The organism is Streptomyces durmitorensis (assembly GCF_023498005.1).
Taxonomy (GTDB): domain Bacteria; phylum Actinomycetota; class Actinomycetes; order Streptomycetales; family Streptomycetaceae; genus Streptomyces; species Streptomyces durmitorensis.
Window position 1 is genome coordinate 6974745 of sequence record NZ_CP097289.1, and the last position, 22383, is coordinate 6997127.

18 protein-coding genes and 1 tRNA gene are annotated in these 22383 nt (G+C 69.6%); 9 read left to right on the forward strand and 10 right to left on the reverse strand.

Annotated elements, in window-relative coordinates:
- Positions 1 to 44: 44 nt before the first annotated feature.
- The 6 genes from M4V62_RS31090 (at position 45) to M4V62_RS31115 (ending at position 7934) form a co-directional block, all read left to right on the forward strand.
- Positions 45 to 953 carry a helix-turn-helix domain-containing protein gene (locus M4V62_RS31090; protein ID WP_249590509.1) on the forward strand — a complete coding sequence of 303 codons (909 nt, stop codon included), beginning with the start codon at positions 45 to 47 and terminating at the stop codon, positions 951 to 953.
- A gap of 11 nt (positions 954 to 964) precedes the next feature.
- Positions 965 to 1300, forward strand: coding sequence for a chorismate mutase (locus M4V62_RS31095; RefSeq protein WP_249590510.1), 336 nt, complete (start codon positions 965 to 967; stop codon positions 1298 to 1300).
- 87 nt (positions 1301 to 1387) lie between these two features.
- Positions 1388 to 3913 carry an aminopeptidase N gene (gene pepN / locus M4V62_RS31100; protein WP_249590511.1) on the forward strand — a complete coding sequence of 842 codons (2526 nt, stop codon included), beginning with the start codon at positions 1388 to 1390 and terminating at the stop codon, positions 3911 to 3913.
- Positions 3914 to 4035: 122 nt separating this feature from the next.
- Positions 4036 to 4887, forward strand: coding sequence for an NAD(P)H-binding protein (locus M4V62_RS31105; RefSeq protein WP_249590512.1), 852 nt, complete (start codon positions 4036 to 4038; stop codon positions 4885 to 4887).
- Positions 4888 to 5112: 225 nt separating this feature from the next.
- Positions 5113 to 6504, forward strand: coding sequence for a pyridoxal phosphate-dependent decarboxylase family protein (locus tag M4V62_RS31110; protein WP_249590513.1), 1392 nt, complete (start codon positions 5113 to 5115; stop codon positions 6502 to 6504).
- Positions 6501 to 7934, forward strand: a complete 1434-nt coding sequence (locus M4V62_RS31115; protein ID WP_249590514.1) for a lysine N(6)-hydroxylase/L-ornithine N(5)-oxygenase family protein — start codon at positions 6501 to 6503, stop codon at positions 7932 to 7934. The genes M4V62_RS31110 and M4V62_RS31115 overlap by 4 nt, the downstream gene beginning before the upstream one ends.
- Positions 7935 to 7940: 6 nt before the next feature.
- On the opposite strand, the gene M4V62_RS31120 is transcribed toward M4V62_RS31115, so the two are convergent.
- Complete coding sequence (locus M4V62_RS31120) at positions 7941 to 9746, reverse strand: bifunctional metallophosphatase/5'-nucleotidase (RefSeq protein WP_249590515.1); 1806 nt, start codon at positions 9744 to 9746, stop codon at positions 7941 to 7943.
- 137 nt (positions 9747 to 9883) lie between these two features.
- On the opposite strand from M4V62_RS31120, the gene M4V62_RS31125 reads away from it, so the two are divergent.
- Together M4V62_RS31125 and pyk are read left to right on the forward strand one after the other, a co-directional pair.
- On the forward strand, positions 9884 to 10597 hold the full coding sequence (locus M4V62_RS31125) for an SIMPL domain-containing protein (RefSeq protein ID WP_249590516.1): 714 nt from the start codon (positions 9884 to 9886) through the stop codon (positions 10595 to 10597).
- Positions 10598 to 10754: 157 nt separating this feature from the next.
- Positions 10755 to 12191, forward strand: coding sequence for a pyruvate kinase (gene pyk, locus M4V62_RS31130; RefSeq protein WP_249590517.1), 1437 nt, complete (start codon positions 10755 to 10757; stop codon positions 12189 to 12191).
- Between the two features lie 68 nt (positions 12192 to 12259).
- Here the strand turns inward: pyk and M4V62_RS31135 are convergent, their stop codons facing one another.
- Positions 12260 to 14164, reverse strand: coding sequence for an alkyl/aryl-sulfatase (locus M4V62_RS31135; RefSeq protein ID WP_249590518.1), 1905 nt, complete (start codon positions 14162 to 14164; stop codon positions 12260 to 12262).
- 233 nt (positions 14165 to 14397) lie between these two features.
- Positions 14398 to 14480 (reverse strand) — tRNA-Leu (locus M4V62_RS31140).
- 97 nt (positions 14481 to 14577) lie between these two features.
- Between M4V62_RS31140 and M4V62_RS31145 the strand changes: the two genes are divergently transcribed.
- Positions 14578 to 15234, forward strand: coding sequence for an ANTAR domain-containing response regulator (locus M4V62_RS31145; protein ID WP_249590519.1), 657 nt, complete (start codon positions 14578 to 14580; stop codon positions 15232 to 15234).
- 75 nt (positions 15235 to 15309) lie between these two features.
- On the opposite strand, the gene M4V62_RS31150 is transcribed toward M4V62_RS31145, so the two are convergent.
- The 7 genes from M4V62_RS31150 to M4V62_RS31180 form a co-directional block, all read right to left on the reverse strand.
- Positions 15310 to 16026, reverse strand: coding sequence for an ABC transporter ATP-binding protein (locus M4V62_RS31150; RefSeq protein WP_249590520.1), 717 nt, complete (start codon positions 16024 to 16026; stop codon positions 15310 to 15312).
- A complete protein-coding gene (locus M4V62_RS31155; protein ID WP_249590521.1) occupies positions 16026 to 16892 on the reverse strand; it encodes an ABC transporter ATP-binding protein in 867 nt (288 codons plus the stop codon). The genes M4V62_RS31150 and M4V62_RS31155 overlap by 1 nt, the downstream gene beginning before the upstream one ends.
- A 3-nt stretch (positions 16893 to 16895) precedes the next feature.
- Positions 16896 to 18740, reverse strand: coding sequence for a branched-chain amino acid ABC transporter permease (locus M4V62_RS31160; protein ID WP_249590522.1), 1845 nt, complete (start codon positions 18738 to 18740; stop codon positions 16896 to 16898).
- A 5-nt stretch (positions 18741 to 18745) separates the two neighbouring features.
- Positions 18746 to 19675, reverse strand: a complete 930-nt coding sequence (locus M4V62_RS31165; RefSeq protein ID WP_249590523.1) for a branched-chain amino acid ABC transporter permease — start codon at positions 19673 to 19675, stop codon at positions 18746 to 18748.
- Between the two features lie 149 nt (positions 19676 to 19824).
- Positions 19825 to 21072, reverse strand: a complete 1248-nt coding sequence (locus M4V62_RS31170; RefSeq protein ID WP_249590524.1) for a branched-chain amino acid ABC transporter substrate-binding protein — start codon at positions 21070 to 21072, stop codon at positions 19825 to 19827.
- Positions 21073 to 21327: 255 nt separating this feature from the next.
- Positions 21328 to 21957 carry a Tat pathway signal sequence domain protein gene (locus tag M4V62_RS31175; protein ID WP_249590525.1) on the reverse strand — a complete coding sequence of 210 codons (630 nt, stop codon included), beginning with the start codon at positions 21955 to 21957 and terminating at the stop codon, positions 21328 to 21330.
- Positions 21948 to 22334, reverse strand: coding sequence for a hypothetical protein (locus M4V62_RS31180; protein WP_249590526.1), 387 nt, complete (start codon positions 22332 to 22334; stop codon positions 21948 to 21950). Before M4V62_RS31180 ends, M4V62_RS31175 begins: the two co-directional genes overlap by 10 nt.
- Between the last annotated feature and the right edge of the window lie 49 nt (positions 22335 to 22383).

A 22383-nucleotide genomic window follows, 5' to 3' on the forward strand; every position in this document is an offset into this window, starting at 1 on the left:
CGCAGCGAGCGGGGCCGCGGCCCGGACGGAAGGGGCACAAGCGGATGTACCACACGTGGATGCGGTATTTCACGCCGAGCCCGGCCCACCACCGCCTCGGCCTGGCCTGCCTCGGGGTCGGCCTGCAGCACGGCGCCCTGCCGACCGTGGGCCCGCGCACCCTCGACCACCACGTCGCCGTGGTCGTGAGCGCGGGCGGCGGCTGGTTCCAGGGGCCCGACGGCAGACGTACGACGGTCACGGCGCCCGCCCTGATCTGGCTCACCCCCGGAGTGCGCCACCACTACGGGCCCGACCCGGAGAGCGGCTGGGACGAGTGCTTCGTCGACTTCACGGGGCCCGCCACGGCGACGTACACCGAGCTCGGCTACATCGAACCCACCCGGCCGGTGGTGCCGCTCTCCGACGCGACCGGCGCGCGGGCCGCCGTCGGGCGCATCGCGCGCGCGGCGCGGCGCGGCAACCCGCTCCTGGAGGTCGAGACGGGCGCGGCCGTCCACGAACTCCTCGTCGCGCTCCGCCGGGCCCGCGCCGACATCGCCCCCGACGGCGACCCGGTGCTCCAGGCGCTCGCCCGCGACGCCTTCCAGCCACTTTCCGTCGCCGAGCACGCGGCACGGCACGGCATGACGCCCGCGGAGCTGCGCACGGCGGTGCGCCGGGGCGCGGGCTGCAGTCCCAAGGACTACCTCCTCGGCATCCGTCTCGGGCGCGCCAAGGAGCTGCTCGCCGCCACGGAGCTGCCGGTGGCGGCCGTCGCGCGCCGGGTCGGCTACGACGACCCGGCGTACTTCTCGCGGCTCTTCACGCGCCGCGTCGGCATGGCGCCCGTCCGCTTCCGTGAGCAGCAGGGACGCGCGGTACCCGGCGGCTGGTCGCAGCAGATTCCCGACCCCGACCACCCGCCGATTTTGCGCTCTTCCGCCGTCGGTGGCGAAGGACCGGCAACGTAGGCTCGTCGACCATGACCACCAGCCACACAAGTGACGCCAACGGAGCCGGGCCCGCGGACGAGGCCGTGCGCGCCGAGCTGTCCCGCCTGCGCGACAGCATCGACAACATCGACGCGGCCGTCGTCCACATGCTCGCCGAGCGCTTCAAGTGCACCCAGCAGGTCGGCCATCTCAAGGCCAACCACCACCTCCCGCCCGCCGACCCGGACCGAGAGGCCCGCCAGATCGCCCGCCTGCGCGAGCTCGCGGAGAGCGCGAAGCTGGATCCGGCGTTCGCCGAGAAGCTCCTGAACTTCATCATCGCCGAGGTCATCCGCCACCACGAGACGATCGCCAAGTCGGCGTGAGGCGCGGGCGCGAGACCGCTCAGGGCCGAGTCCGCCGATATCCGGGGCTCCCGCACCGTTGTCAGTGACATCAGGCAGCATGGACCCATGTCCGTATTGACGCGCGACGAAGCGCAGACCCGAGCCCGGCTCCTCGACGTCCACCGGTACAGCGTGGAGCTGGACCTGACCACGGGAGCCGAGACCTTCGACTCCCGTACGGTCATCCGCTTCACGGTGCTCGGGGAGCCCGCGGACGGCTCCGCACCCGCGGTCGACACCTTCGTCGAGGTCAAGCCCGCCGAGCTGCGCTCCGTCACCCTCGACGGGCAGCCGGTCGACCCCGCGGGCCTCGTCGAGAACCGCCTCGCGCTCACCGGACTCACCGCGGGCGAGCACGAACTGCGCGTCGACGCGGGCATGCGCTACTCGCACACCGGCGAGGGCATGCACCGCTTCACCGACCCCACGGACGGCGAGACGTATGCGTACACGCAGCTGTTCATGGAGGACGTGCAGCGCGTCTTCGCGGCCTTCGACCAGCCCGACCTGAAGTCCGTCTTCGAGCTGACCGTCACCGCCCCGGAGGGCTGGACCGTCCTGGCGAACGGCGTGACCGAGCACGTGGGCGGCGGCACCTGGCGGGCCGCGGCCACCCCGCTGATCTCCACGTACCTCGTCGCCGTCGCCGCGGGCCCCTGGCACTCGGTCCGCACCGAACACCGCGGACTGCCCTTCGGCATCCACTGCCGCCGCTCGCTGGCGCCCTTCCTGGACGCCGACGCCGACGAGATCCTCGACGTCACGCGCGCGTGCTACGACCGGTATCACGAGAAGTTCGACGAGCCCTACCCCTTCGACTCGTACGACCAGGCGTTCGTCCCCGAGTTCAACGCCGGAGCGATGGAGAACCCCGGACTCGTCACCTTCCGCGACGAGTTCATCTACCGCTCCGCCGTCACCGAGACCGAGCGGCAGACCCGCGCCATGGTCATCTCGCACGAGATGGCCCACATGTGGTTCGGCGACCTCGTCACGCTCAGGTGGTGGGACGACATCTGGCTGAACGAATCCTTCGCCGAGTACATGGGCTTCCAGACCACGGCCGAAGCCACCCGCTTCCGGGACACCTGGACCGACTTCGGCGTCGCCCGCAAGGCCTGGGGGTACGACGCCGACCAGCGCCCCTCCACCCACCCCGTCGCGCCCGACCCGGACGCCGTGCCCGACACCGCGTCCGCGATGCTCAACTTCGACGGCATCTCGTACGCCAAGGGCGCATCCGCCCTGCGTCAACTGGTCGCCTGGCTCGGCGAGAAGGACTTCCTCGCCGGCATCAACACCCACATCGCCCGGCACAAGTTCGCCAACGCCACCCTCGCCGACTTCATCGATTCGCTCGCGCACAACACCGACCGCGACGTGCACGGATGGGCCGAGGCCTGGCTGCGCACGACCGGCGTCGACACGCTCACCTCGACGGTCACGCACGACGCCCGTGAGTGGACCCTCGCCGTCGACCGCGAGGGCAGCCGCCCGCACCGCGTCGCCGTCGGGGTGTTCGACCGCGACCTCACCGACCCCCAGGGCCTGGTCCTGCGCGAGCGGTACGAGACGGACGTCCCGCACTCCGGCCCCTCCGCGCCGAGCGACGGCGGGCGGCCCGCTCTGATCGTGCCGAACGACCAGGACCTCACGTACGCCAAGATCCGCCTCGACGACGTCTCCATGGAGACGGCCCTGCGCAGCCTCTCCCGCGTCCCCGACGCCCTCACCCGCGCCGTCCTGTGGAACAGCCTGCGCGACATGGTCCGCGACGGCGAACTCGACGGCACCGCCTATCTGGAGACGGCCCGCGCGCACCTCCCCGACGAGACCGACCTCGCCCTCGTCCAGGGCGTCCTCGCCTTCGCCACCACCCACGTCGCGGGCCGCTTCCTGCCTCCGACCCGGCGGACCTCCGCCCTCACCACCCTCACCGAACTGTGCCGCGACCTGATCCGGCGCACGGAGGACGGCTCGCACCCGGGCCTGCGGCTCACCGCCGTGCGCGGCTTCATCGACGTGGCGACGCGCCCCGACCCGCTCCAGGAATGGCTCTCCGAGGGCACTGTCCCCGGCGGCCCCGAACTCGACCCCGAGCTGCGCTGGCGCGTCCTGACCCGCCTCGCCGTCCTCGGCGCCGCCGACGAGTCCGCGATCGCCGCCGAGCTGGAGCGCGACCCCAGCGCCACCGGGCAGGAAGGCGCGGCCCGCTGCCGTGCCGCGCTGCCGGACCCGGCGGCCAAGCGCCGCGCCTGGGAGGCGATGTTCGCCTCGGACGACCTCTCCAACTACCTCCTCACTGCCACCGCCCAGGGCTTCTGGCAGCCCGAACACGCCGATCTCGTACGGGAGTACATCCCCCGGTACTACGAGGACGCGGTCGCCGTCGCGGCCCGGCGCGGCCCCGCCATCGCCGACGTCGCCGGACGGTGGGCCTTCCCCGCCGCATCGGTGGACGCCGAGACGCTCCGCCTCGGCCGGGAGTGCCTCCGCGACGCCGACCCCATTCCCGCCCTGCGCCGCAAGCTGGCCGACCAACTGGACGACCTGGAGCGGGCGTTGAAGGTGCGGGAGGCGGCCAAGGCCTAGTCCCCGGCCCGGCTGGGACTAGGTCCGCGGACCTACACGGACCTGGTCCCAGCCGACGATCCAGCGGACCCGCACACCGCCCTAGGCTCGAAGATCCAGCACGAGATCCCTAGGAGCCCTCCGTGATCGTCGCCACCGGTGCCACCGGAAACGTGGGCCGCGCCCTCGTCACCCAGCTCGCCGCCGCACAGACCCCCGTCCGCGCGCTGACCCGCGACCCGCGCCGTGCGCAGTTGCCCCCGGGTGCCGAGGTGGCGCGCTTCGACCCCGCCGCCGAACCGGCCGCCCTCGCCCCGCTGTTCGACGGCGCGTCCGCGCTGTTCCTGCACATGGCGGCCGTCGGTGAGCATGCCGACGCGGTACTCAAGGCGGCCCGCGAGGGCGGCGTCGAGCACGTCGTCATGCTGTCGTCGGGCATCATCGAGGACGGCGCCGACGAGACCCACCCCATCTACGTCGCGCACGCGGACCTGGAGGAGCGGGTGCGCAGGGGCGGCTTCGACTGGACCTTCCTGCGCCCCAACGCCTTCGCCACCAACTCCCTCCAGTGGGCGGACCAGATCCGCGCGGGCGACACCGTGCGCGGCCCCTTCGCGGGAGCGCTCACCGCGCCGATCCACGAGGCCGACATCGCCGCCGTCGCCGCCCGCGCCCTCCTCGACGACGGACACCGGGGCGCCGTCCACCGCCTCACCGGGCCCACCGCGGTGTCGACCGAGGAGCAGATCCACGCCATAGGCCAGGCGCTCGGCCGCGACGTGCGGTTCGTCGAGGTGCCGCCGGAGGAGGTGACCGAGGAGATGTTCCCGCACGTCCCCGCGGGGATGCTGCCGGCCATCCTGGGATCCTTCGCCGAGGCCGTGGGCGTCGCACCGGAGATCACCACCACCGTGGAGTCGGTGACGGGCGCACCGGCAAGGACGTTCACGGACTGGGCAAGGGACCACAAGGCGGACTTCACCCAAAACACCTGAGGGACGCCCCGAAGGGGGCGCGGGGAACGGCGCGAGCAACCACGACGCACCCGCAGCCAAAATCCGCCCACCCCGCGGAGCACCTAGCACTGCTGCCCCCGCCAACACGCTTTCTCCGCACGGCAGTACCACTTTCGGGTTCGGATCGTTGAGCTCTCCGGGCGTGCCGCCTGCTCGGCAGACAGGCTGGTGACCCCGCCCGCGTGCACCCGAAGGACGTCGCCCATGAGCACTCCGCCGCCCCTCGCCGGAGGCGCCCAAGGACCCGATGCGCTGCGGCCGTTGCTCTCCGCGGCCCTGGACGCCCTGCGCACCGGGGCGACCGCGCGCGGGGGGCCGCTCCCCGCGGGCGGCCCCACCGCCGTCGCCGCCCGGGTGCGCGAGGCCGCAGGCGAAATCCTGCCCGCCCGGGGCGAGGGCTGCGAACCGGCCCTGCGCACACTGGTCCACGCACTCGCCGAGGGCGCCGCCGACCCCGCGGACGCGCTGTGCGCCGCCCACCTCCACTGCCCGCCGCTCGCACTCGCCGTCGCCGCCGATCTGGCCGCGTCCGCGCTCAACCCCTCCATGGACTCCTGGGACCAGGCGCCCGCGGCCTCGGAGGTCGAGACCCTGGTCACGCGCGCCCTCGCCGCGGAGGCCTACGGCACCGGCAGGGGAGACGCCCTCGTCACCACCGGCGGCACCGAGTCCAACCAGCTCGCCCTGCTCCTCGCCCGCGAGCGCACCGCCGCGCACGGCCCCGTCCAGCTCGTCGTCGGCGAGAACGCCCACCACTCGCTCGGCCGCGCCGCCTGGCTGCTCGGCATGCCGGAACCGGTCACCGTCCCCGCGCCCGCCGGCGTCCTCGACCCGGCCGCGCTCGACGAAGCCCTCTCCCACCTCACCGGCCCGCCCGGCACGTTCCTCGTCTCCGCCACCGCGGGCACCACCGACGCCGGGCTCATCGACCCCCTCGACCAGGTCGCCGACCTCTGCGCGCGCCACGGCGCCCGTCTGCACATCGACGCCGCGTACGGCGGTCCGCTGCTCTTCAGCGACGTACGAAGAGCGCTTGTGCACGGCATGGAGCGCGCCGACAGCGTCACGTTCGACCTGCACAAGCTCGGCTGGCAGCCCGTCGCCGCCGGGCTGCTCCTGGTCCGTGACGGCGACGACCTCGCGGCGCTCGGCCATCACGCCGACTACCTCAACGCGGGCGACGACACCGAAGCGGGCCTGCCCGACCTCCTGGGCCGCTCCCTGCGCACCACGCGCCGCCCCGACGTACTGAAGATCGCCGTCACGCTCAAGGCCCTCGGGCGGCAGGGGATCGGCGCGCTCGTCGACCAAGTCTGCGCACAGGCACAGGAGTTCGCCGCCCTCGTCGCCGCGCACCCCGGCTTCGAGCTGTACGACCGGCCCGTCATCAGCACGGTCCTGTTCCGGCCCGTCGGCGCCGACGACGACCACATCGCGTACGTCCGGCGCGAGCTGCTCGGCCAGGGCCGTGCCGTGCTCGGGCGGGCCAGGATCGACGGACGCCGCTGGCTCAAGGCCACTCTGCTCAACCCGCACACCCGGCCCGGCGACCTCGCCGAGCTCCTGAAGCTCGTGGAAGGAACCACCCCCCGATGACCGGCCAGAACGACAAGCCCGCCCCGCCGCTCACCACCCCCGAGGAACCCCGGGACCTGGTCGGCATCGGCATCGGCCCCTTCAACCTCTCCCTCGCCGCCCTCGCCCAGCCCCTGGCCGGTCTCGACGCCGCCTTCTACGAACAGCGGCCCGCCTTCCACTGGCACCCGGGGCTCCTCATCGACGGCGCCAGCCTCCAAGTGCCCTTCCTCGCCGACCTGGTGACCCTCGCCGACCCGGCGAACCCCTGGTCCTTCCTCAGTTACCTCAGGACCCGCGAGCGGCTCTTCCCCTTCTACTTCGCCGAGCGGTTCCACATCCGGCGCGCCGAGTACGACGCGTACTGCCGCTGGGTCAGCGAGAACCTGCCCGCGCTGCACTTCGGGCACCAGGTCGACGCGGTGCGCTGGAACCCCGAACGGGACCTCTTCGAGGTCGACTTCACGCAGCTCGACGCCGAGGGGGAGGCCGAGGCGCTCGGCCGCACGTACACGAAGAACGTCGCCGTCGGCGTCGGCACCGAGCCCCACGTACCCGAGCCCTTGAAGCCCCTCGCGGACGCCCCCGCCGTCCCCGTGATCCACTCCGCGGACTACCTCCTGCACCGCGACCGGCTGCTCGCCGCCGACCACATCACCGTCATCGGCTCGGGCCAGTCCGGCGCCGAGGTCTTCCTCGACCTGCTCAAGCACCGCCCGGTGGGCGCGGAGAAGATCCACTGGCTCGCCCGCACCGAGGCGTTCGCGCCCATGGAGTACTCCAAGCTCGGCCTGGAGCACTTCACCCCGGACTACACCCGCTACTTCCACTCCCTGCCCGAAACCGTGCGCGACGGCCTCGTCCCCCACCAGTGGCAGCTCCACAAGGGCATCGACGCCGACACCATCGCCGCCATCCACGACGAGCTCTACCAGCGCACCCTGCACGGCGGCTGGCCCGACGCCGTCCTCACTCCGGGCGTCAGTGTGCGCACCGCGGGCCGCGTCGCCACCACCCGCGTGGAACTCCACCTGGAACACCTCCAGCAGGGCACACGCTCCCGCCTCACCACGGACGCGGTCGTCCTCGCCACGGGCTACCGCGAGCGCCCCCTCGACCAGGTGCTCGGGGGCCTCGACGCCTACATCCGCCGGGACTCCTCGGAGCGCCCCCGCATCGACGAGCAGTACCGCCTCGTCCTCGACCCCTCCGTCACCGGCGGCGTGTACGTCCAGAACGCCGAACGCCACACCCACGGCGTCGGCGCCCCCGACCTGGGCCTCGCCGCCTGGCGCAGCGCCACGATCCTCAACACCCTGACGGGCACGTCCCCCTACCCGCTCCCGCAGCGCACCGCGTTCACCAGCTTCGGCCTCCAGGACACCCAGGCCCGCCGCGCCACCGGCCTCATCGGCGAGCAGCGCGGCAACCTGGTACCCCTCAAGAACTGACGGGGGTCAGAAGACCGGAGTGCCGTCCCGGGTCAGCTTCCAGTCCACCGACGCGAACTGGGCCGGGTCGACCGTTCCCTTCGCCCGGACCCACTGGATGATCGTGTTCCGGATCTCGTCCGAGTTCGCCCACAGCTGCTTGGCGGCCGGCACGTGCGGGAAGTTGCCGCCGCCGCTGGCACGGTAGTTGTTGACCGCGAGCACGAACTCGGCCTTGGGGTCGACGTCCGAGCCGCCGAAGCTCAGCTTCGCGATGCGGGAACCCACGGGCTTGGCGATGTCGATCTCGTACGTCACGCCGTACAGCGCGTCGTAGTTGTAGTCCGGGGTGTTGTCCGCGTTCGTCAGCTTCGCCGGGTCGACCGGGGCGCCGGCCGCCGTCCGCACGTAGTAGCGCGCCGAGAACTCCAGGTACTCCTTGAGCTGCGCGCCCGTGACGAGCCGCGCCTCAAGGGTGTTCTCGAAGGGGTAGAGCCCCGCCGCGTCCTTGATCGTCACCTCGCCCGCAGGGATGCCCGCCGTGCGCGAGAAGCACGAGGCCTGCGAGAGCACGGGGAGCGCCGCGTACTGCCCGCCCTTGAGCGCCTCCTTGACCGTCTCCGCCTGGACATGGCTGATCAGGTCGATGATCGCGACATCCTTGTACGGGCCTTCGGCCGTGCTCATCGCCTGCGTCGAGGTGCCGATGACCTGGTTGACGTACGCGACGACCTTCTTGTGCTCGTCCGCGAGGAGCCCGGTGACCTTCTTGTCCTCCGCCGCCGTATTGGAGTTGAGGACCTTCGCGCCGACCTTCTCCACCGTCCAGCGGCCCTTGGCCCACACCAGGTCGAAGTCGAAGAGGGTCAGGCGCTGGCCCCACTTCAGCGGCTCGGACAGGACGACCTTCTTGCCGGTCTCCTTGTTCTGAACGAAGTACTCGGGGATCTCCGTGTGCGCGTGCCCGACGAGGATCGCGTCGATGCCGGGCACCTGCTCGGCCACCAGACCCGCCGCGTTCTCGATGTACGGGAGCTGGTCACCGTACGAAGAGGTGCCGCTGGACCCGGAGTGGGCCGAGACGATCACGACGTCGGCGCCCATGGACCGCAGCTTGGGCACCCACTTCGCCGCCTGCTCCTCCAGACCCGGGAACGTCATCTTGCCCTGGACGTTGGCCTTGTCCCAGATCGCGATGCCGGGGTTCGTCAGGCCGAGGACCGCCACCTTCACGTCGCGGCCGTGCGGGGTGCGCAGCCGCTTCATGAAGTACGGCGGGAATGCGGGCTTCTGCGTCTTCGCGTCGAGGGCGTTGGCGCCGAGCAGCGGGAAGTCGCACTGCTCCTCGAATTTCCGCAGGACCGGAATGCCGTAGTTGAACTCGTGATTGCCGAGCGCAGCCGCGTCGTAGCCGATGCTGTTCATCGCCTGTGCCATCGGATGGACCGGCCCGCGCGCGGCGGTGATCGGGTCGATCTTGGCGTAGTAGTAGGAGAGCTGGGTGCCCTGAATGGTGTCGCCCGCGTCGATGAGAAGCGTGTTGCGGCGGCCTCTCTCCTCGCGGATCTCGTTCACGAGGGTGGAGATCTTCGCAAGGCCCACGTCGTTGTGGTCCTTGTCGTCGAATTCCTTGTCCGTGAAGTAGTCCCAGTTGAAGACATTGCCGTGCAGGTCCGTCGTGCCCATGACGGTGAACGAGTACCGCTTCTTCCGCTTGGCGGGCTTCTGGGACGCCCGCGCCGACGCGGAGGGCGCGGCGGCCACGCCGCCCGCGAGGGCCACACCCGTGGCTGCGGCGGACTTGCCCAGGAACTTCCGGCGGTTCAGCGGCATTTCGTACTCCCCTTGGACCCTTGGTCGATCGATGTAACGCGCGTAGATTCTGACCCCGACCGCACCACCGGCAACAGACCCCGCAGGTTTCGATCCGATGACTGTCCGGTGCCGTCCGCCAGTGCGAGAGTGGCCGCATGGACGAGACGACCCCCACTCCGGCCCCCTACGGCACCCCGGACGCCCCGCGCCTGGCCGTCAAGGGCGAGGCGCACCTCGAAGTCGACCCCGAGATCGCCCGCATCGGCATCACGGTCAGTGCGCGTGGCACCGATCGGCGCGACGCCCTGAACGACCTCACGCGCCGCAACGCAGGCGTCATCGACCTCGTGAAGGCCTACGGCGAAGCCGTCGAGACGCTGGAGACCGGCGCCTTCTCCATCAGCCCCGAACTGACCAAGCACGGCCGCGGCGAACGCGTCCGTGCCTACCACGGCCGGGTCCACATCACCGCGGAGCTCACCGACTTCACCGCGCTCGGCGAGCTCACCACGCGCCTCGCGGACCTCGAACTGACCCGCGTCGACGGCCCCTACTGGGCCCTGCGCCCCGACTCGCCCACCCACCGCGACGCCCGCCAGCACGCGGTCAGGGAAGCGGTGCAGCGGGGCCGGGAGTACGCGCAGGCGCTGGGGACCACGCTGGCCGCCCTCGTCGAACTCGCCGACATCGGCGCCGAGAACGCCCAGCCGTACGGCTACGGCGGCCCGACGCCCGCCATGCGCACCGTCGCGTACGGCGGCGCGGCCGACCCGTACCAGGAAGCCGCCCCCCTCGACCTCGAACCCCAGCGGCAACACGTGTACGCACAGGTCAATGCGCGCTTCACGATGACACCGCCGCAGCTGTAGCCACGGAGGGGATTTACACGGCGGGGCGCCCGGTAAATCGCTCATCAGAGCAGCGCCCCGCACAATTCAACACTTGTCAATAACCTTTCATGCAAAGGTTGTTGAGTAGTCACGCTCAGCCAATTCTCTACCGGCCGGTAAGGCCTAGGCTCGAAGCATGCGCCGAGCGAAAATCGTCTGCACCCTGGGCCCCGCCACCGACTCGTACGACCAGATCAAGGCACTGGTCGAAGCCGGAATGGACGTGGCCCGCTTCAACCTCAGCCACGGCACGTACGCCGAACACGAGGAGCGCTATCAGCGCGTACGGAAGGCTTCCGACGAGACCGGCCGCAGCGTCGGCGTCCTCGCGGACCTTCAAGGCCCGAAGATCCGCCTCGGCCGCTTCAGCGAAGGACCCGTACTCCTTGAACGCGGTGACGAGTTCACCATCACCGTCGAGGAGGGCGTCCAGGGCGACCGGCAGACCTGCGGCACGACCTACGACGGCCTCGCCGAGGACGTCACTCCCGGTGAGCGCATCCTCGTCGACGACGGCAAAGTGACCCTGGAGGTCACCGCGGTCGACGGTCCCCGTGTCACCACCACCGTGGTCGAGGGAGGCATGGTCTCCGACCACAAGGGGCTCAACCTCCCCGGCGTCGCCGTCTCCGTCCCCGCCCTCTCCGACAAGGACGAGGCGGACCTGCGCTGGGCCCTGCGTTCAGGATTCGACGTCATCGCCCTGTCGTTCGTCCGCAGTGGCCGCGACATCGAGGACGTGCACCGCATCATGGACGAGGAGGGCCGCCGCCTCCCCGTCATCGCCAAGGTGGAGAAGCCGCAGGCCGTCGAGAACATCGACGACATCGTCGCCGCCTTCGACGCGATCATGGTCGCCCGCGGTGACCTGGGCGTCGAGATGCCCCTCGAACAGGTGCCGATCGTCCAGAAGCGCGCGATCAAGCTCGCCAAGCGGAACGCGAAGCCGGTCATCGTCGCGACCCAGATGCTCGACTCGATGATCGACAACTCCCGCCCCACGCGCGCGGAGGCCTCGGACGTCGCGAACGCCGTCATCGACGGCACGGACGCGGTCATGCTCTCCGGCGAGACCAGCGTCGGCAAGTACCCCATCGAGACGGTCCGCACGATGGGCCGCATCGTCGAGGCCGCCGAGGAGGACATCCTCGCCAAGGGCCTTCCGCCGCTGACCGAGCGGAACAAGCCCCGCACCCAAGGCGGCGCCGTGGCCCGTGCCGCCGCCGAGATGGGCGACTTCCTCGGCGCCAAGTTCCTCGTGGCCTTCACACAGTCCGGCGACACGGTCCGCCGCCTCTCGCGCTACCGCTCGCCGATCCCGCTGCTCGCCTTCACCCCGGACCGGGCGACGCGCTCGCAGCTGAACCTCACCTGGGGCGTGGAGACGTTCCTCGGCCCGCACGTCGAATCCACCGACGCCATGGTCCGCCAGGTCGACGAGCTGCTCCTGAAGTACGGCCGCTGCGAGAAGGGCGACGTGGTGGTCATCACCGCGGGATCCCCGCCCGGAGTCGCGGGCTCCACCAACCTCGTACGCATCCATCACATCGGCGAGGACGACAGCCCCGAGTAGGCGGACCGCGTACGTGGAACGAAGGGCCGCTCCGGGGGGAGCGGCCCCTCGCTTTTGTGCGAGCGTGTCTAGGGCGTCACGATCGCGAAATTCGGGTCCGGCTTGTCCACCACGCCGAGCAGCTCGGCGAGGAGTTTCGCGTCCCCCTCGACCTTGATGTCACCGAGCCCCTTGCCGCCCAGCATCGCGAGCAGCTGGGGCTTGGTCATCGTCAGCGTGACGCCCGCCTCCGGGTCCTTCTTCGCGTCGCTGCGGTACGTCAACACGCCGCTCTGCAAGGTCAGATGCCAGATCTTCCCCAGCGCCGGAAGGCTCCAGTCCATCCGCAGCTTCAGGTCCCACGCCTTCGGGCCGTTCACACGGATCGCCACCGAGTCGATCAGCTGGTCCACCGAGAGCGCCATCAGCATGTCCGTGCTCGCCACGGTCGTCGGGGACGTCTGCACGCCCTCGCGCAGCTCCTGGGCGCCCATCAGATAGAAGTTCCGCCACACGGCGTTCTCCGATGCCTGCCCCAACTTCACGTACAGCTTGGCGAGTTCCGACTTGGCGGCCTTGTGGCCGGGGTCCGCGAACACCACGTGGTTGAGCAGCGTCACCGCGAACCGCGGATCGCCGTCGCGCGCGAACGCCCTGGCCTTCGCGACCGTGGCCGTACGGCCGCCCATGGCCTTGACGTACCGCTTGGCCTCCTCGACGGGCGGGTGCTCCCACAGGTGCGCGGGGTTGCCGTCGAACCAGCCCATGTACCGCTGATAGATGCCCTTGACGTTGTGGCTCAGGGACCCGTAATACCCGCGGTTCGCCCAGACACCGGCCAGTGCGGGCGGCAGCTCGATCTCCTCGGCTATCTCCCGCCCGGTCATCCCCTTGTTGATCATCCGCAGCGTCTGGTCGTGCATGTACGCGTACAGGTCCCGCTGCTGTTCGAGCAGCTCGACGATCGTCTCCCCGCCCCACGTCGGCCAGTGGTGCGAGGCGAAGGCGACATCCACCCGCCCGTCGAAGAGGACAACCGACTCGTTGAGGTAGTGCGCCCACTGCCGTGCGTCCCGCACCTGCGCGCCGCGCAGCGTGATGATGTTGTGCATCGTGTGCGTCGCGTTCTCCGCCATGCAGACGGCACGCAGCTCGGGGAGCACGAAGTTCATCTCCGCGGCCGCCTCGGTCCCCGGCGTCATCTGGAACTCGAACCTCACGCCGTCGACCGTCTCGACCTGACCGGTCTTCGTGATGTCCTTGGTCGGCGGGATCAGCCCGATCGACCCCACCGAGACGCTCTGCCCGAGACCGCAACCGATCTGTCCCGCGGGGGACTTGGGGAGCAGCGCGCCGTACATGTAGCCGGAGCGCCGCTGCATCGCCGTACCGGCGTACACGTTCTCCGACACGGCGTGCTCCATGAAGCCCTCGGGCGCGAGGATCGGCACGTCGCCCGCGCCGTCCGGCAGCACGCCGCGGCAGCCGCCGAAGTGGTCGACGTGGGGGTGGGTGTAGATGAGCCCGGTGACCTTCTTCTTCCCGCGGTGCTCGCGGAACAGCTTCAGGGCGGCGGCCGCGGTCTCCGCGGAGATCAGGGGATCGATCACGACGATGCCGGTGTCGCCCTCGATGATCGTCATGTTCGACAGGTCGAGGCCGCGCACCTGGTAGACACGGTCCGTGACCTTGTAGAGCCCCTGCTTCGACACGAGCTGCGACTGGCGCCACAGGCTCTTGTCCGCGGTCCTGGGGGCGTCGCCCTTGAGGAAGCCGTACGCGTCGTTGTCCCAGACGACCTGCCCCTTGGCGTTCTTCACCACCCCGGGGGTGAGGGCGGCGATGAACCCCTTGTCGGCGTCGGCGAAGTCGTCACCGCCCTGGTCGGTGCCTTCGCGGTCGACCGCGAAGGCGGTGTGAGGATTCATGGCCACGGCCGCCGCGGCGGCACCCGCGGCCGCGGCGACGAAGGTGCGGCGGTTCAAGGGAGTCATGCGGCCGAAGATCGCAGCGGGGAACGGGGCGGGGCAAGGGTTTGCCGGGGATTTGGGGCAGCTCCCAGGGAGGGCGGGAGAGGGGAGTGACGCGTCATATTGCGCGGGCGGCGCGGGACGGGTGCCGGGTCGGGAGCCGAGACCGTCGGGCTACTGTCCGTAATGAAAGATGGCGTTACGTAGCAAAAAAGCGGGTGCTCACGCAGTCGTGAGCACCCGCTTTTCCTTCGATGTGCCGGGTGCGGGACTCGAACCCGCAAGCCCTTTCAGGCAGAGGTGTTTGAGACCTCCGTGTATACCGTTCCACCAACCCGGCAGGCACTGCCGGAACTATACCGGGTCACCGCCGGACGCTGCAGCTAGGTAGGCTGCAGAGGCAGCAGTACCTGCCCGGCCCGCAACAAGGAGCCCCCGTGACTTCCCCCGAGTCGCCCCAGCCCGTAGCCGATGACGACGACAAGTCGCACGTGCCTCCGCTGACGACCCGTGTCGTCATCGCCGAGGACGAGGCTCTCATCCGGCTCGACCTCAAGGAGATGCTTGAGGAAGAGGGTTACACCGTCGTAGGCGAGGCCGGTGACGGTGAGAAAGCCGTCGAGCTGGCCCGTGAGCACAAGCCGGACCTGGTGATCCTTGACGTGAAGATGCCCGTCATGGACGGCATCTCGGCGGCCGAGAAGATCGCCGAGGAGTCCATCGCCCCGGTGCTCATGCTGACCGCGTTCTCGCAGCGTGACCTGGTCGAGCGGGCCAGGGACGCCGGCGCGATGGCGTACCTGGTCAAGCCGTTCAGCAAGACCGACGTGGTGCCCGCCATCGAGATGGCCGTCTCGCGCTACACGGAGCTGAAGACGCTGGAGAGCGAGGTCGCCGACCTCACCCTGCGTCTGGAGACGCGCAAGCTGGTGGACCGCGCGAAGTCGATCCTTCAGACGGAGTACGGCCTCACCGAGCCCGCCGCGTTCCGCTGGATCCAGAAGACGTCGATGGACCGGCGCCTTTCGATGCAGCAGGTCGCGGAAGCGGTCATCGAGGACGCCGACGAGAAGAAGGCGGCCAAGGGGCAGTAGGCCCCGGACCGCACACGAGGAAGGCCCGCACCCCGGCTTCGGGGTGCGGGCCTTCCTCGTACGTACGCGAAGTGCCTAGTCCTCGCCGAGGTACGCCTTGCGCACGGACTCGTCGTGCAGCAGGTCGTTCCCCGAACCGGAAAGGACGATCTTGCCGACCTCCATGACATGACCGTGGTCGGCGAGCGAGAGCGCCGCCTGGGCGTTCTGTTCGACGAGCAGAATGGTCGTGCCCTGCGACTTGAGCTCGGAGATGGTCGCCATGATCTTCTGCATCATGATCGGCGAAAGGCCCATGGAGGGTTCGTCGAGCATGAGCAGTTTGGGCTGGGACATGAGCGCGCGTCCCATGGCGAGCATTTGCTGCTCGCCGCCCGAGAGCGTGCCGGCCGCCTGCTTTCTGCGCTCCCCGAGAATGGGGAAGAGCTCATAGGCGCGCGCGATGTCCTTTTCGATGGCCGATTTGTCGCTGCGCAGATATGCGCCGAGCCGCAGATTGTTCTCGATCGTCATGCGCGGGAAGATGTGCCGGCCCTCGGGGGAGTGGGCGAGGCCGAGCGCCACGATCTGGTCGGCGCGGTATTTCCGCAGCGTTTTTCCGTTGAATTTGATGGAGCCGCCGACCGGCTTGAGCAGTCCGGAGAGCGTGCGCAGCGTGGTGGTCTTGCCTGCGCCGTTCGTGCCGATCAGGGTGACGACCTCGCCGGCCTCGACCTTGAAAGAGATGCCCTTGACGGCTTCGATCTTGCCGTAGGCGACCTTGAGGTCCTCGACCTCGAGCAGTGCGGTCATCAGCTGGTCTCCTCGTTGCCCGTCGCGTCGGCCTCTGTGCTGCCGGGGGCACCTTCGAAGGGCTCGCCCAGGTAGGCGGCGATGACGCGGTCGTCCTGCTGGACGGTCTCACTGCTGCCCTCGACGAGTTTCTCGCCCTGGACGAGTACGGCCACGCGGTCGCACAGGTTGAAGATGAAGCGCATGTCGTGCTCGATGACGAGGATGGCGATGCCCATGTCCCGGATGGCCAGGACGAGTTCCTCGGTGGCGCGGGTCTCCTGCGGGTTCATGCCCGCGGTCGGCTCGTCCAGGAGGAGCAGGCCCGGCTCGCTCGCGAGTGCCCGGGCGATCTCCAGCTTGCGCTGCTCGCCGTAGGGCAGGTTGCGGGAGAGGTGCTCCGCCTTCTCGGCGAGGCCGACGAATTCGAGCAGCTCCAGGGCGCGGGCCTTGGACTTGGCCTCCGCCTTGTGGAAGCCGGGGCCGCGCAGGAGGGCCGACCAGAGGCCTTCCTTCGTACGCGTGTGGCGCCCCACGAGGACGTTCTCCAGGACCGTCATGTTGGCGAACAGACGGATGTTCTGGAAGGTGCGGGCCACGCCCGCCGCGGTGACCTTGAAGGACTTGCTGGGCAGGACCGTGCCCTTGTACCGGACTTCGCCCTCGGTGGGGATGTACAGGCCGGTGAGGCAGTTGAAGAAGGTGGTCTTGCCCGCGCCGTTGGGGCCGATGAGGCCGACGATCTCGCCGCTGTTGACGGTGAGGTCGACGGAGCGCACGGCGGTCAGGCCGCCGAAGCGCATCGTGACGCCCTTGGCGTCCAGGACAGTCTCTCCGGCCGGCGTCGCGGCCGGGCTGTCCTTGCTGGTGGTGGTGTCGGTGGTCATGGCTCAGGCCCCTGTCTTGCTGAGGACTGTGGGTGGCGGCGTGTCGCCGGGAGCCAGATCGGCCTCGTGGAACTCGAGCTGGCGGCGGCGGTTGGGGATGAGGCCCTCGGGGCGGAAGCGCATGAGCAGCACGAGCGCGAGGCCGAAGGCGAAGAGCTGGTAGTCGCCCAGGAACGAGAGCTTGCTCGGGATGAGGTAGAGCAGCGCGGCGCCGACGAGGGGTCCGCTGATGGTGCCCATGCCGCCGAGGACGACGGCGGCGAGCAGGAACGCCGAGTTCGGCGGGACCGTGTTGGCGAACTGGTACTGCTCGGGCGTCACGGTGTAGGTGACGTGCGCCTGCACCGTGCCCGCGAGTCCGGCGAGCGTGGCGCCGAGCGCGAAGGCGATGAGCTTCACGCGGAAGCCGTTGATGCCCATGGCGAGCGCCGCGGTCTCGTCCTCTCGGATGGCGACCCAGGCGCGCCCGATGCGGGAGTCGCCGCTGCGCCGGAAGACCAGCACGACGACGAGGGTGATGAGCAGCATCAGGAAGAAGTAGTTCGCGAATCGGCCGATGGTGACGCCGAAGATGGTGTGCTCGAGGCCGAAGTCGAAGCCGAGGATCTTGAGGTTCGGGATCGAGGAGATGCCGTTCGAGCCGTTCGTGATGTCCGGGCCCGAGGTGCCGTCGGAGTTCATCGCGACGAGCCGGAAGATCTCTCCGAAGCCGAGGGTGACGATGGCGAGGTAGTCGCCGCGCAGCCTCAGTGTCGGGGCGCCGATGAGCACACCGAAGATGAGCGATGCGCTCGCGCCGACCAGGATCGCGCCCCAGAACGGCAGATGGACGTCGAAGGGCGAGGACGGCGACCCGGAGACCATGGACGCCGCGTAGGCGCCGACGCCGAGGAAGGCGACGTATCCGAGGTCGAGGAGTCCGGCGAGGCCGACGACGATGTTCAGGCCGAGCGCGACGGTGGCGAAGATGAGGATGTAGACGCCGATGGTGGCGTACTGGTCGTCGCTCTGCGTGAACGGGAAGGCCGCCGCTGCGGCGAAGGCACCGCCGAGTGTGATGTTGCGGTGCCGCGCGGTGTACGTGGAGACCTGGGCGACGAGCCCCGCCTTGGACAGCGCGGCGAAGCTGAACGCCACGGTGACCAGGAAGCCGACGAAGAGCTCGTCGTACTCGGTGCCGATGCCGTAGGTGAAGACCACCAGGCCCACGGCGAGCGCGGCGACGATGATCAGGATCTCGACGTAGCTGGGGAGCTTGCGCGGCGTGGGCGGGGCCTCGGCGGCGAACGCGCCCTTGAAGACGACGAGGCCGTTGCGCATGCGGTGCTTGAACTGCTCGCTGCCGCTGTCCTCGGTGTCGACCGCGTAGGTGTGCGGCCGGGTGAAGGGCAGGGCGAGGGCGCCGACGAAGGAGCCGAGGGTGGCGATCGCGGCGACCCAGCCGCCGACCTCGAGGTTGGCGAGGCCGCCGAGCTGGTAGCTGATCGAGATGATCGTGTACCAGGTGGTGGCGAAGGCGGCGAGCGACGCGTACTTCAGCGCGGCGTCGGCTCCGCCGGGAGCCAGCGCCCGTACGCCCTTGACGCCGTACGAGGCGAGGCCGAAGAGCGTCGTCAGGATGCCGGCGATCAGGACGAGGACCTGGAGGCCGCCGGGGTAGCCGTAGACGGTGAGGTCACCGGGGAACGCCGAGGTCCAGGTCCAGGCGAGGAACGTGGAGATGATCGTGAGGATGCCGCCGCCGGTGGCCAGTGCGCGGGCGGGGGCCTCGGGGATGGCGATGAGACCGGTGGGGGTGAGGTCCTGCTTAGGGCTGGGCGCGTCGGCCGCAGTGGTCTGTGTGGTCATGGTTGTCACGCCCTGTCCGCGACGCGCTCGCCAAGGAGACCTTGTGGCCTGACGAGGAGTACGACGATGAGGAGTACGAAGGCCCAGACGTCGGCCCAGGACTGCCCGCCGAGCTGGCTCATGCCGGGGATGTCGTTCATGTAGGCGGTGGCCATGGCTTCGGCGACGCCGAGGACGAGGCCGCCGAGCATCGCGCCGTAGATGTTGCCGATGCCTCCGAGCACGGCCGCGGTGAAGGCCTTGAGGCCCCACAGGAAGCCCATGCGGAACTGGACTTCTCCGTAGCGGAAGCCGTAGGCGACGGCGGCGATGCCGGCGAAGGCGGCGCCGATCGCGAAGGCCACGACGATGACGCGGTCGGTGTTGACACCCATGAGCTTGGCGGTGTCGGGGTCCTGTGCGGTGGCCTGCATGCCGCGTCCCACGCGGGTCTTCATCACGAAGTAGCCGAGGGCGAACATGCAGATCGGGGCGGTGATCAGCAGGAAGATGTCGCCGGGCTGGATGGTGACGGAGCCCATGTGGATGGAGTCGCCGGGCATCTCGGGGAAGGTGCGGGACGACTTCGCGTTGGGGTACCAGGCCCAGACGGCCTGCTGCAGCGCGAGGGAGAGGCCGATCGCGGTGATGAGAGGGGCGAGGCGGGGTGCGCCGCGCAACGGGCGGTAGGCGAAGCGTTCGGCTCCGACCGCTATGAGGGTCGAGACGATGACGGCGCCTATGAGCATGAGTGGCAGTGCGAGCCACATGCTGGTGCCGCCCGGCAGCCAGAGCCAGACGGTGAGGGCGCCGAAGCCGCCGACCATGAAGATCTCGCCATGGGCGAAGTTGATGAGCTGGACGATGCCGTAGACCATTGTGTAGCCGATGGCGATCAGGCCGTACATGGATCCCAGTAGCAGGCCGTTGACCAGCTGTTGCGGCAGTTCGTGCACCGCAGGTCCTCCGAGTCTTTCGGTGTCGTGCGGCCTGCGTGCGGTGGCTGTGGGCCCCGCCGGCCGAACGGCTTAGGTGACGGATGCGACGCCGCGCGGGGCGCTGCAGAGGCAGCGCCCCGCGCGGTGGTGTCGTGCTGCGGGGTGGATCAGCCGGTGAAGGTGCCGGACTTGACCGGCTCCCAGCCCTTGGTCGGGTCCTCGGTGGACTTCACCTGGTACACGGTGAGCTGCTTGTTGGTCGCGTCGCCGTACTCGTCGAAGGAGACCTTGCCGGTCACACCGTCGAAGGAGACGTCCTGCATGGCCTCGACGATCTTGGCGCGAGCGTCGTCGGGCAGCTTGCCGTCGTTGTCCTCGACGACCTTCTTGACCGCTTCGATGATCGCCCAGGCCGAGTCGTACGAGTAGCCGCCGTAGGCCTCGTAGGCCTCCTTGAAGCCGGCCTTCTTGTAGTTCGCGATGAACTCCTTGGCGGACGGCAGCTTCTCGACGGGCTGACCGATCGAGGTCGCCATGTCGCCCTTGCCCTCCTTGCCGGCGAGCTTGACGAAGTCGGCGCTGTAGATGCCGTCACCGCCGACGAGCGGGATCTTGGCACCTGCCTTCTTCATCTGCTTGCTGAGCGGGCCGGCTGCGGGGTACTCGCCGCCGTAGTAGACGACGTCGGCGTCAGAGTTCTTGATCTTGGTGGCGACGGCGCCGAAGTCCTTGGTGTCCGGGTTCACGTGCTCGGTGCCGGCGACCTTGCCGCCGAGCTTGGTGAACTCGTCCTTGAAGGTGGCGGCCAGACCGGCGCCGTAGGTCTTCTTGTCGTCGACCACGAAGACCTTCTTCTTCTTCGCGTCGTTGTACAGGTACTGCGCGGCGAACGGGCCCTGGATGGCGTCCGTGGTGGCCGTACGGAAGTAGGCCTTGTACGGGCGCACCTTCTTGCCGCCGTTCCAGTCCTGGCCCTGGGTCATGGCCGGGTTGGTGTTGGCGGGGGAGACCTGGACGAGCTTCGCGTCGTCGAAGACCTTCTGCATCGACTCGCCGACGGAGGAGTTCAGGGGCCCGACGGCGCCGAGGATGTCCTTGTTGGCGACGAACTTGGTCGCGTTGGTCTGGCCCGATGCGGGCTGGCCCTGGTCGTCGGCGGCTTCGATCTTGAAGGTGATGCCGTCGACGTACTTCTTCGCGTTGGCCTGCTTGGCGGCGAGATCCACGGAGTTGCGGATACCGAGGCCCAGCGCGGACAGGTCGCCGGTCAGCGGCGCGTCGACGCCGATGACCACGGTGGTACCGCCACCCCCGGCGTCGTCCTTGTCCTTGTCGTCGCGTGAGCCACAGGCGGTGAGGGTGAGTGCCCCCGCGGTGAATGCAGCGGTGATGGCTATGAGCGAACGTTGACGCACGATCAGTCCTTTCCCCTGGCACGGCCGTCCCCTGTTGGGTGGCCGAGTCGAGCGCAGAACCGAACTGACAGGAATCCGGTGGGCGCGGTGACTGGCCGTGACTCTAAGGGCCGCTTTGTTCCTGGTGGAGTGGTCAGGCCAAAGGTGTGACGCTCTTGTTATGCCACGGAGTATTCCGCGCTGGAACTCAGGGGGCGGTTGGGGCGGAATGCGCCACCTTCGGCGCATCCCGCATGCTGAGAACTTGCAGGACTGTCAGGGTGTTTTACTCATGACATCAGTGTTCGGGGGGCATGCGGCTGTCAGGGCCTCGGAAAGATCTTTTGCGTACGCCGAACCGAGGATGAAGCTCTGCGTCTGCTTTGCGCGCACATTACGCAGTGTTACATCCAGGAAAGGGAGTCCGGCATTCCGTGGCACATTTCCACATTCGCGAATGTGCATGGAAATACGTGCCGTCCGAGGGCTTCCGCTTTTCACTGTGAATGGGGTATGGGGGGCGACGGTGACCGACAGCGCCGCAGACGGCTGGCCGATCCGTCGGACGGACACGGGCGGCCCCGAGTCCTGGCCGAGGCCGACGGTGAAGCTGAACGTGCGGTCGCCTGCCTCTGGGCGCGTCATGTCGCCCTTGTACGTCACGGACACGGTCTGCGACGGATAGGGCGGTGGCGGCGGCGCCGGGGGCCGGGGACGGGTCAGGTAGAGGCTGAGTCCCGCGGCCCCGACGACCGCGGCGATGGCGAGGGCCAGGGCGGTGCGGCGGTGACGGGTGAGCGGCGGGCGGGGCCTGACGGGGTGTGCGGCGATGCGGTCCGGGGAGGCGGTGCGGGCGTCGTAGGTGTGGTCGCCCGGCTCGATGGGGCCGATGGCGTTCACACCCACGGCCCGCCGCTCGGCTGCCCGTGGCGGTAGCGCTTCTCGCACCGCTCGCGGGCCTCGCGGGTGAGCAACTTCCGCCCCGCGTCGGCTCCGTGGCGCTCGCGCTCGGCGCGGGCCAGGTCGAGGGTGTCCCGCAGGATCATGTACTGCCCGTTGGAGAGGCCCATCGACTGGTAGTCGCCGTAGGTCTCCTTGCCCGAGTCGTAGATCTGCCGCCCCCACTTGGTGATCAGGGCCGTGCAGAGGTCCTCGGGGGACGTGGTGGCGGGGGAGGGCCCGGGGGTGTCACCGGAAGGGGAGCTCCCGCATCCGGTGGCGGCGAAGAGGGTAGTGAGGAGGGCGGTGCAGGCGAGCGCACAGAGCGGCTTCCAGTGCCTCATGCCCAGAAGCTAGACCGGCGCCCCACGCTCCGACAATGCGTAGGGCGCC

What these genes read in the sequence shown, in the direction of transcription:
- M4V62_RS31090 (WP_249590509.1), top strand. Translation starts at nt 45, where the DNA reads ATGTACCACACGTGGATGCGGTATTTCACGCCGAGCCCGGCCCACCAC.
- M4V62_RS31095 (WP_249590510.1), top strand. Translation starts at nt 965, where the DNA reads ATGACCACCAGCCACACAAGTGACGCCAACGGAGCCGGGCCCGCGGAC.
- pepN (WP_249590511.1), top strand. Translation starts at nt 1,388, where the DNA reads ATGTCCGTATTGACGCGCGACGAAGCGCAGACCCGAGCCCGGCTCCTC.
- M4V62_RS31110 (WP_249590513.1), top strand. Translation starts at nt 5,113, where the DNA reads ATGAGCACTCCGCCGCCCCTCGCCGGAGGCGCCCAAGGACCCGATGCG.
- M4V62_RS31115 (WP_249590514.1), top strand. Translation starts at nt 6,501, where the DNA reads ATGACCGGCCAGAACGACAAGCCCGCCCCGCCGCTCACCACCCCCGAG.
- M4V62_RS31120 (WP_249590515.1), bottom strand. Translation starts at nt 9,746, where the DNA reads ATGCCGCTGAACCGCCGGAAGTTCCTGGGCAAGTCCGCCGCAGCCACG.
- M4V62_RS31125 (WP_249590516.1), top strand. Translation starts at nt 9,884, where the DNA reads ATGGACGAGACGACCCCCACTCCGGCCCCCTACGGCACCCCGGACGCC.
- pyk (WP_249590517.1), top strand. Translation starts at nt 10,755, where the DNA reads ATGCGCCGAGCGAAAATCGTCTGCACCCTGGGCCCCGCCACCGACTCG.
- M4V62_RS31135 (WP_249590518.1), bottom strand. Translation starts at nt 14,164, where the DNA reads ATGACTCCCTTGAACCGCCGCACCTTCGTCGCCGCGGCCGCGGGTGCC.
- M4V62_RS31150 (WP_249590520.1), bottom strand. Translation starts at nt 16,026, where the DNA reads ATGACCGCACTGCTCGAGGTCGAGGACCTCAAGGTCGCCTACGGCAAG.
- M4V62_RS31155 (WP_249590521.1), bottom strand. Translation starts at nt 16,892, where the DNA reads ATGACCACCGACACCACCACCAGCAAGGACAGCCCGGCCGCGACGCCG.
- M4V62_RS31160 (WP_249590522.1), bottom strand. Translation starts at nt 18,740, where the DNA reads ATGACCACACAGACCACTGCGGCCGACGCGCCCAGCCCTAAGCAGGAC.
- M4V62_RS31180 (WP_249590526.1), bottom strand. Translation starts at nt 22,334, where the DNA reads ATGAGGCACTGGAAGCCGCTCTGTGCGCTCGCCTGCACCGCCCTCCTC.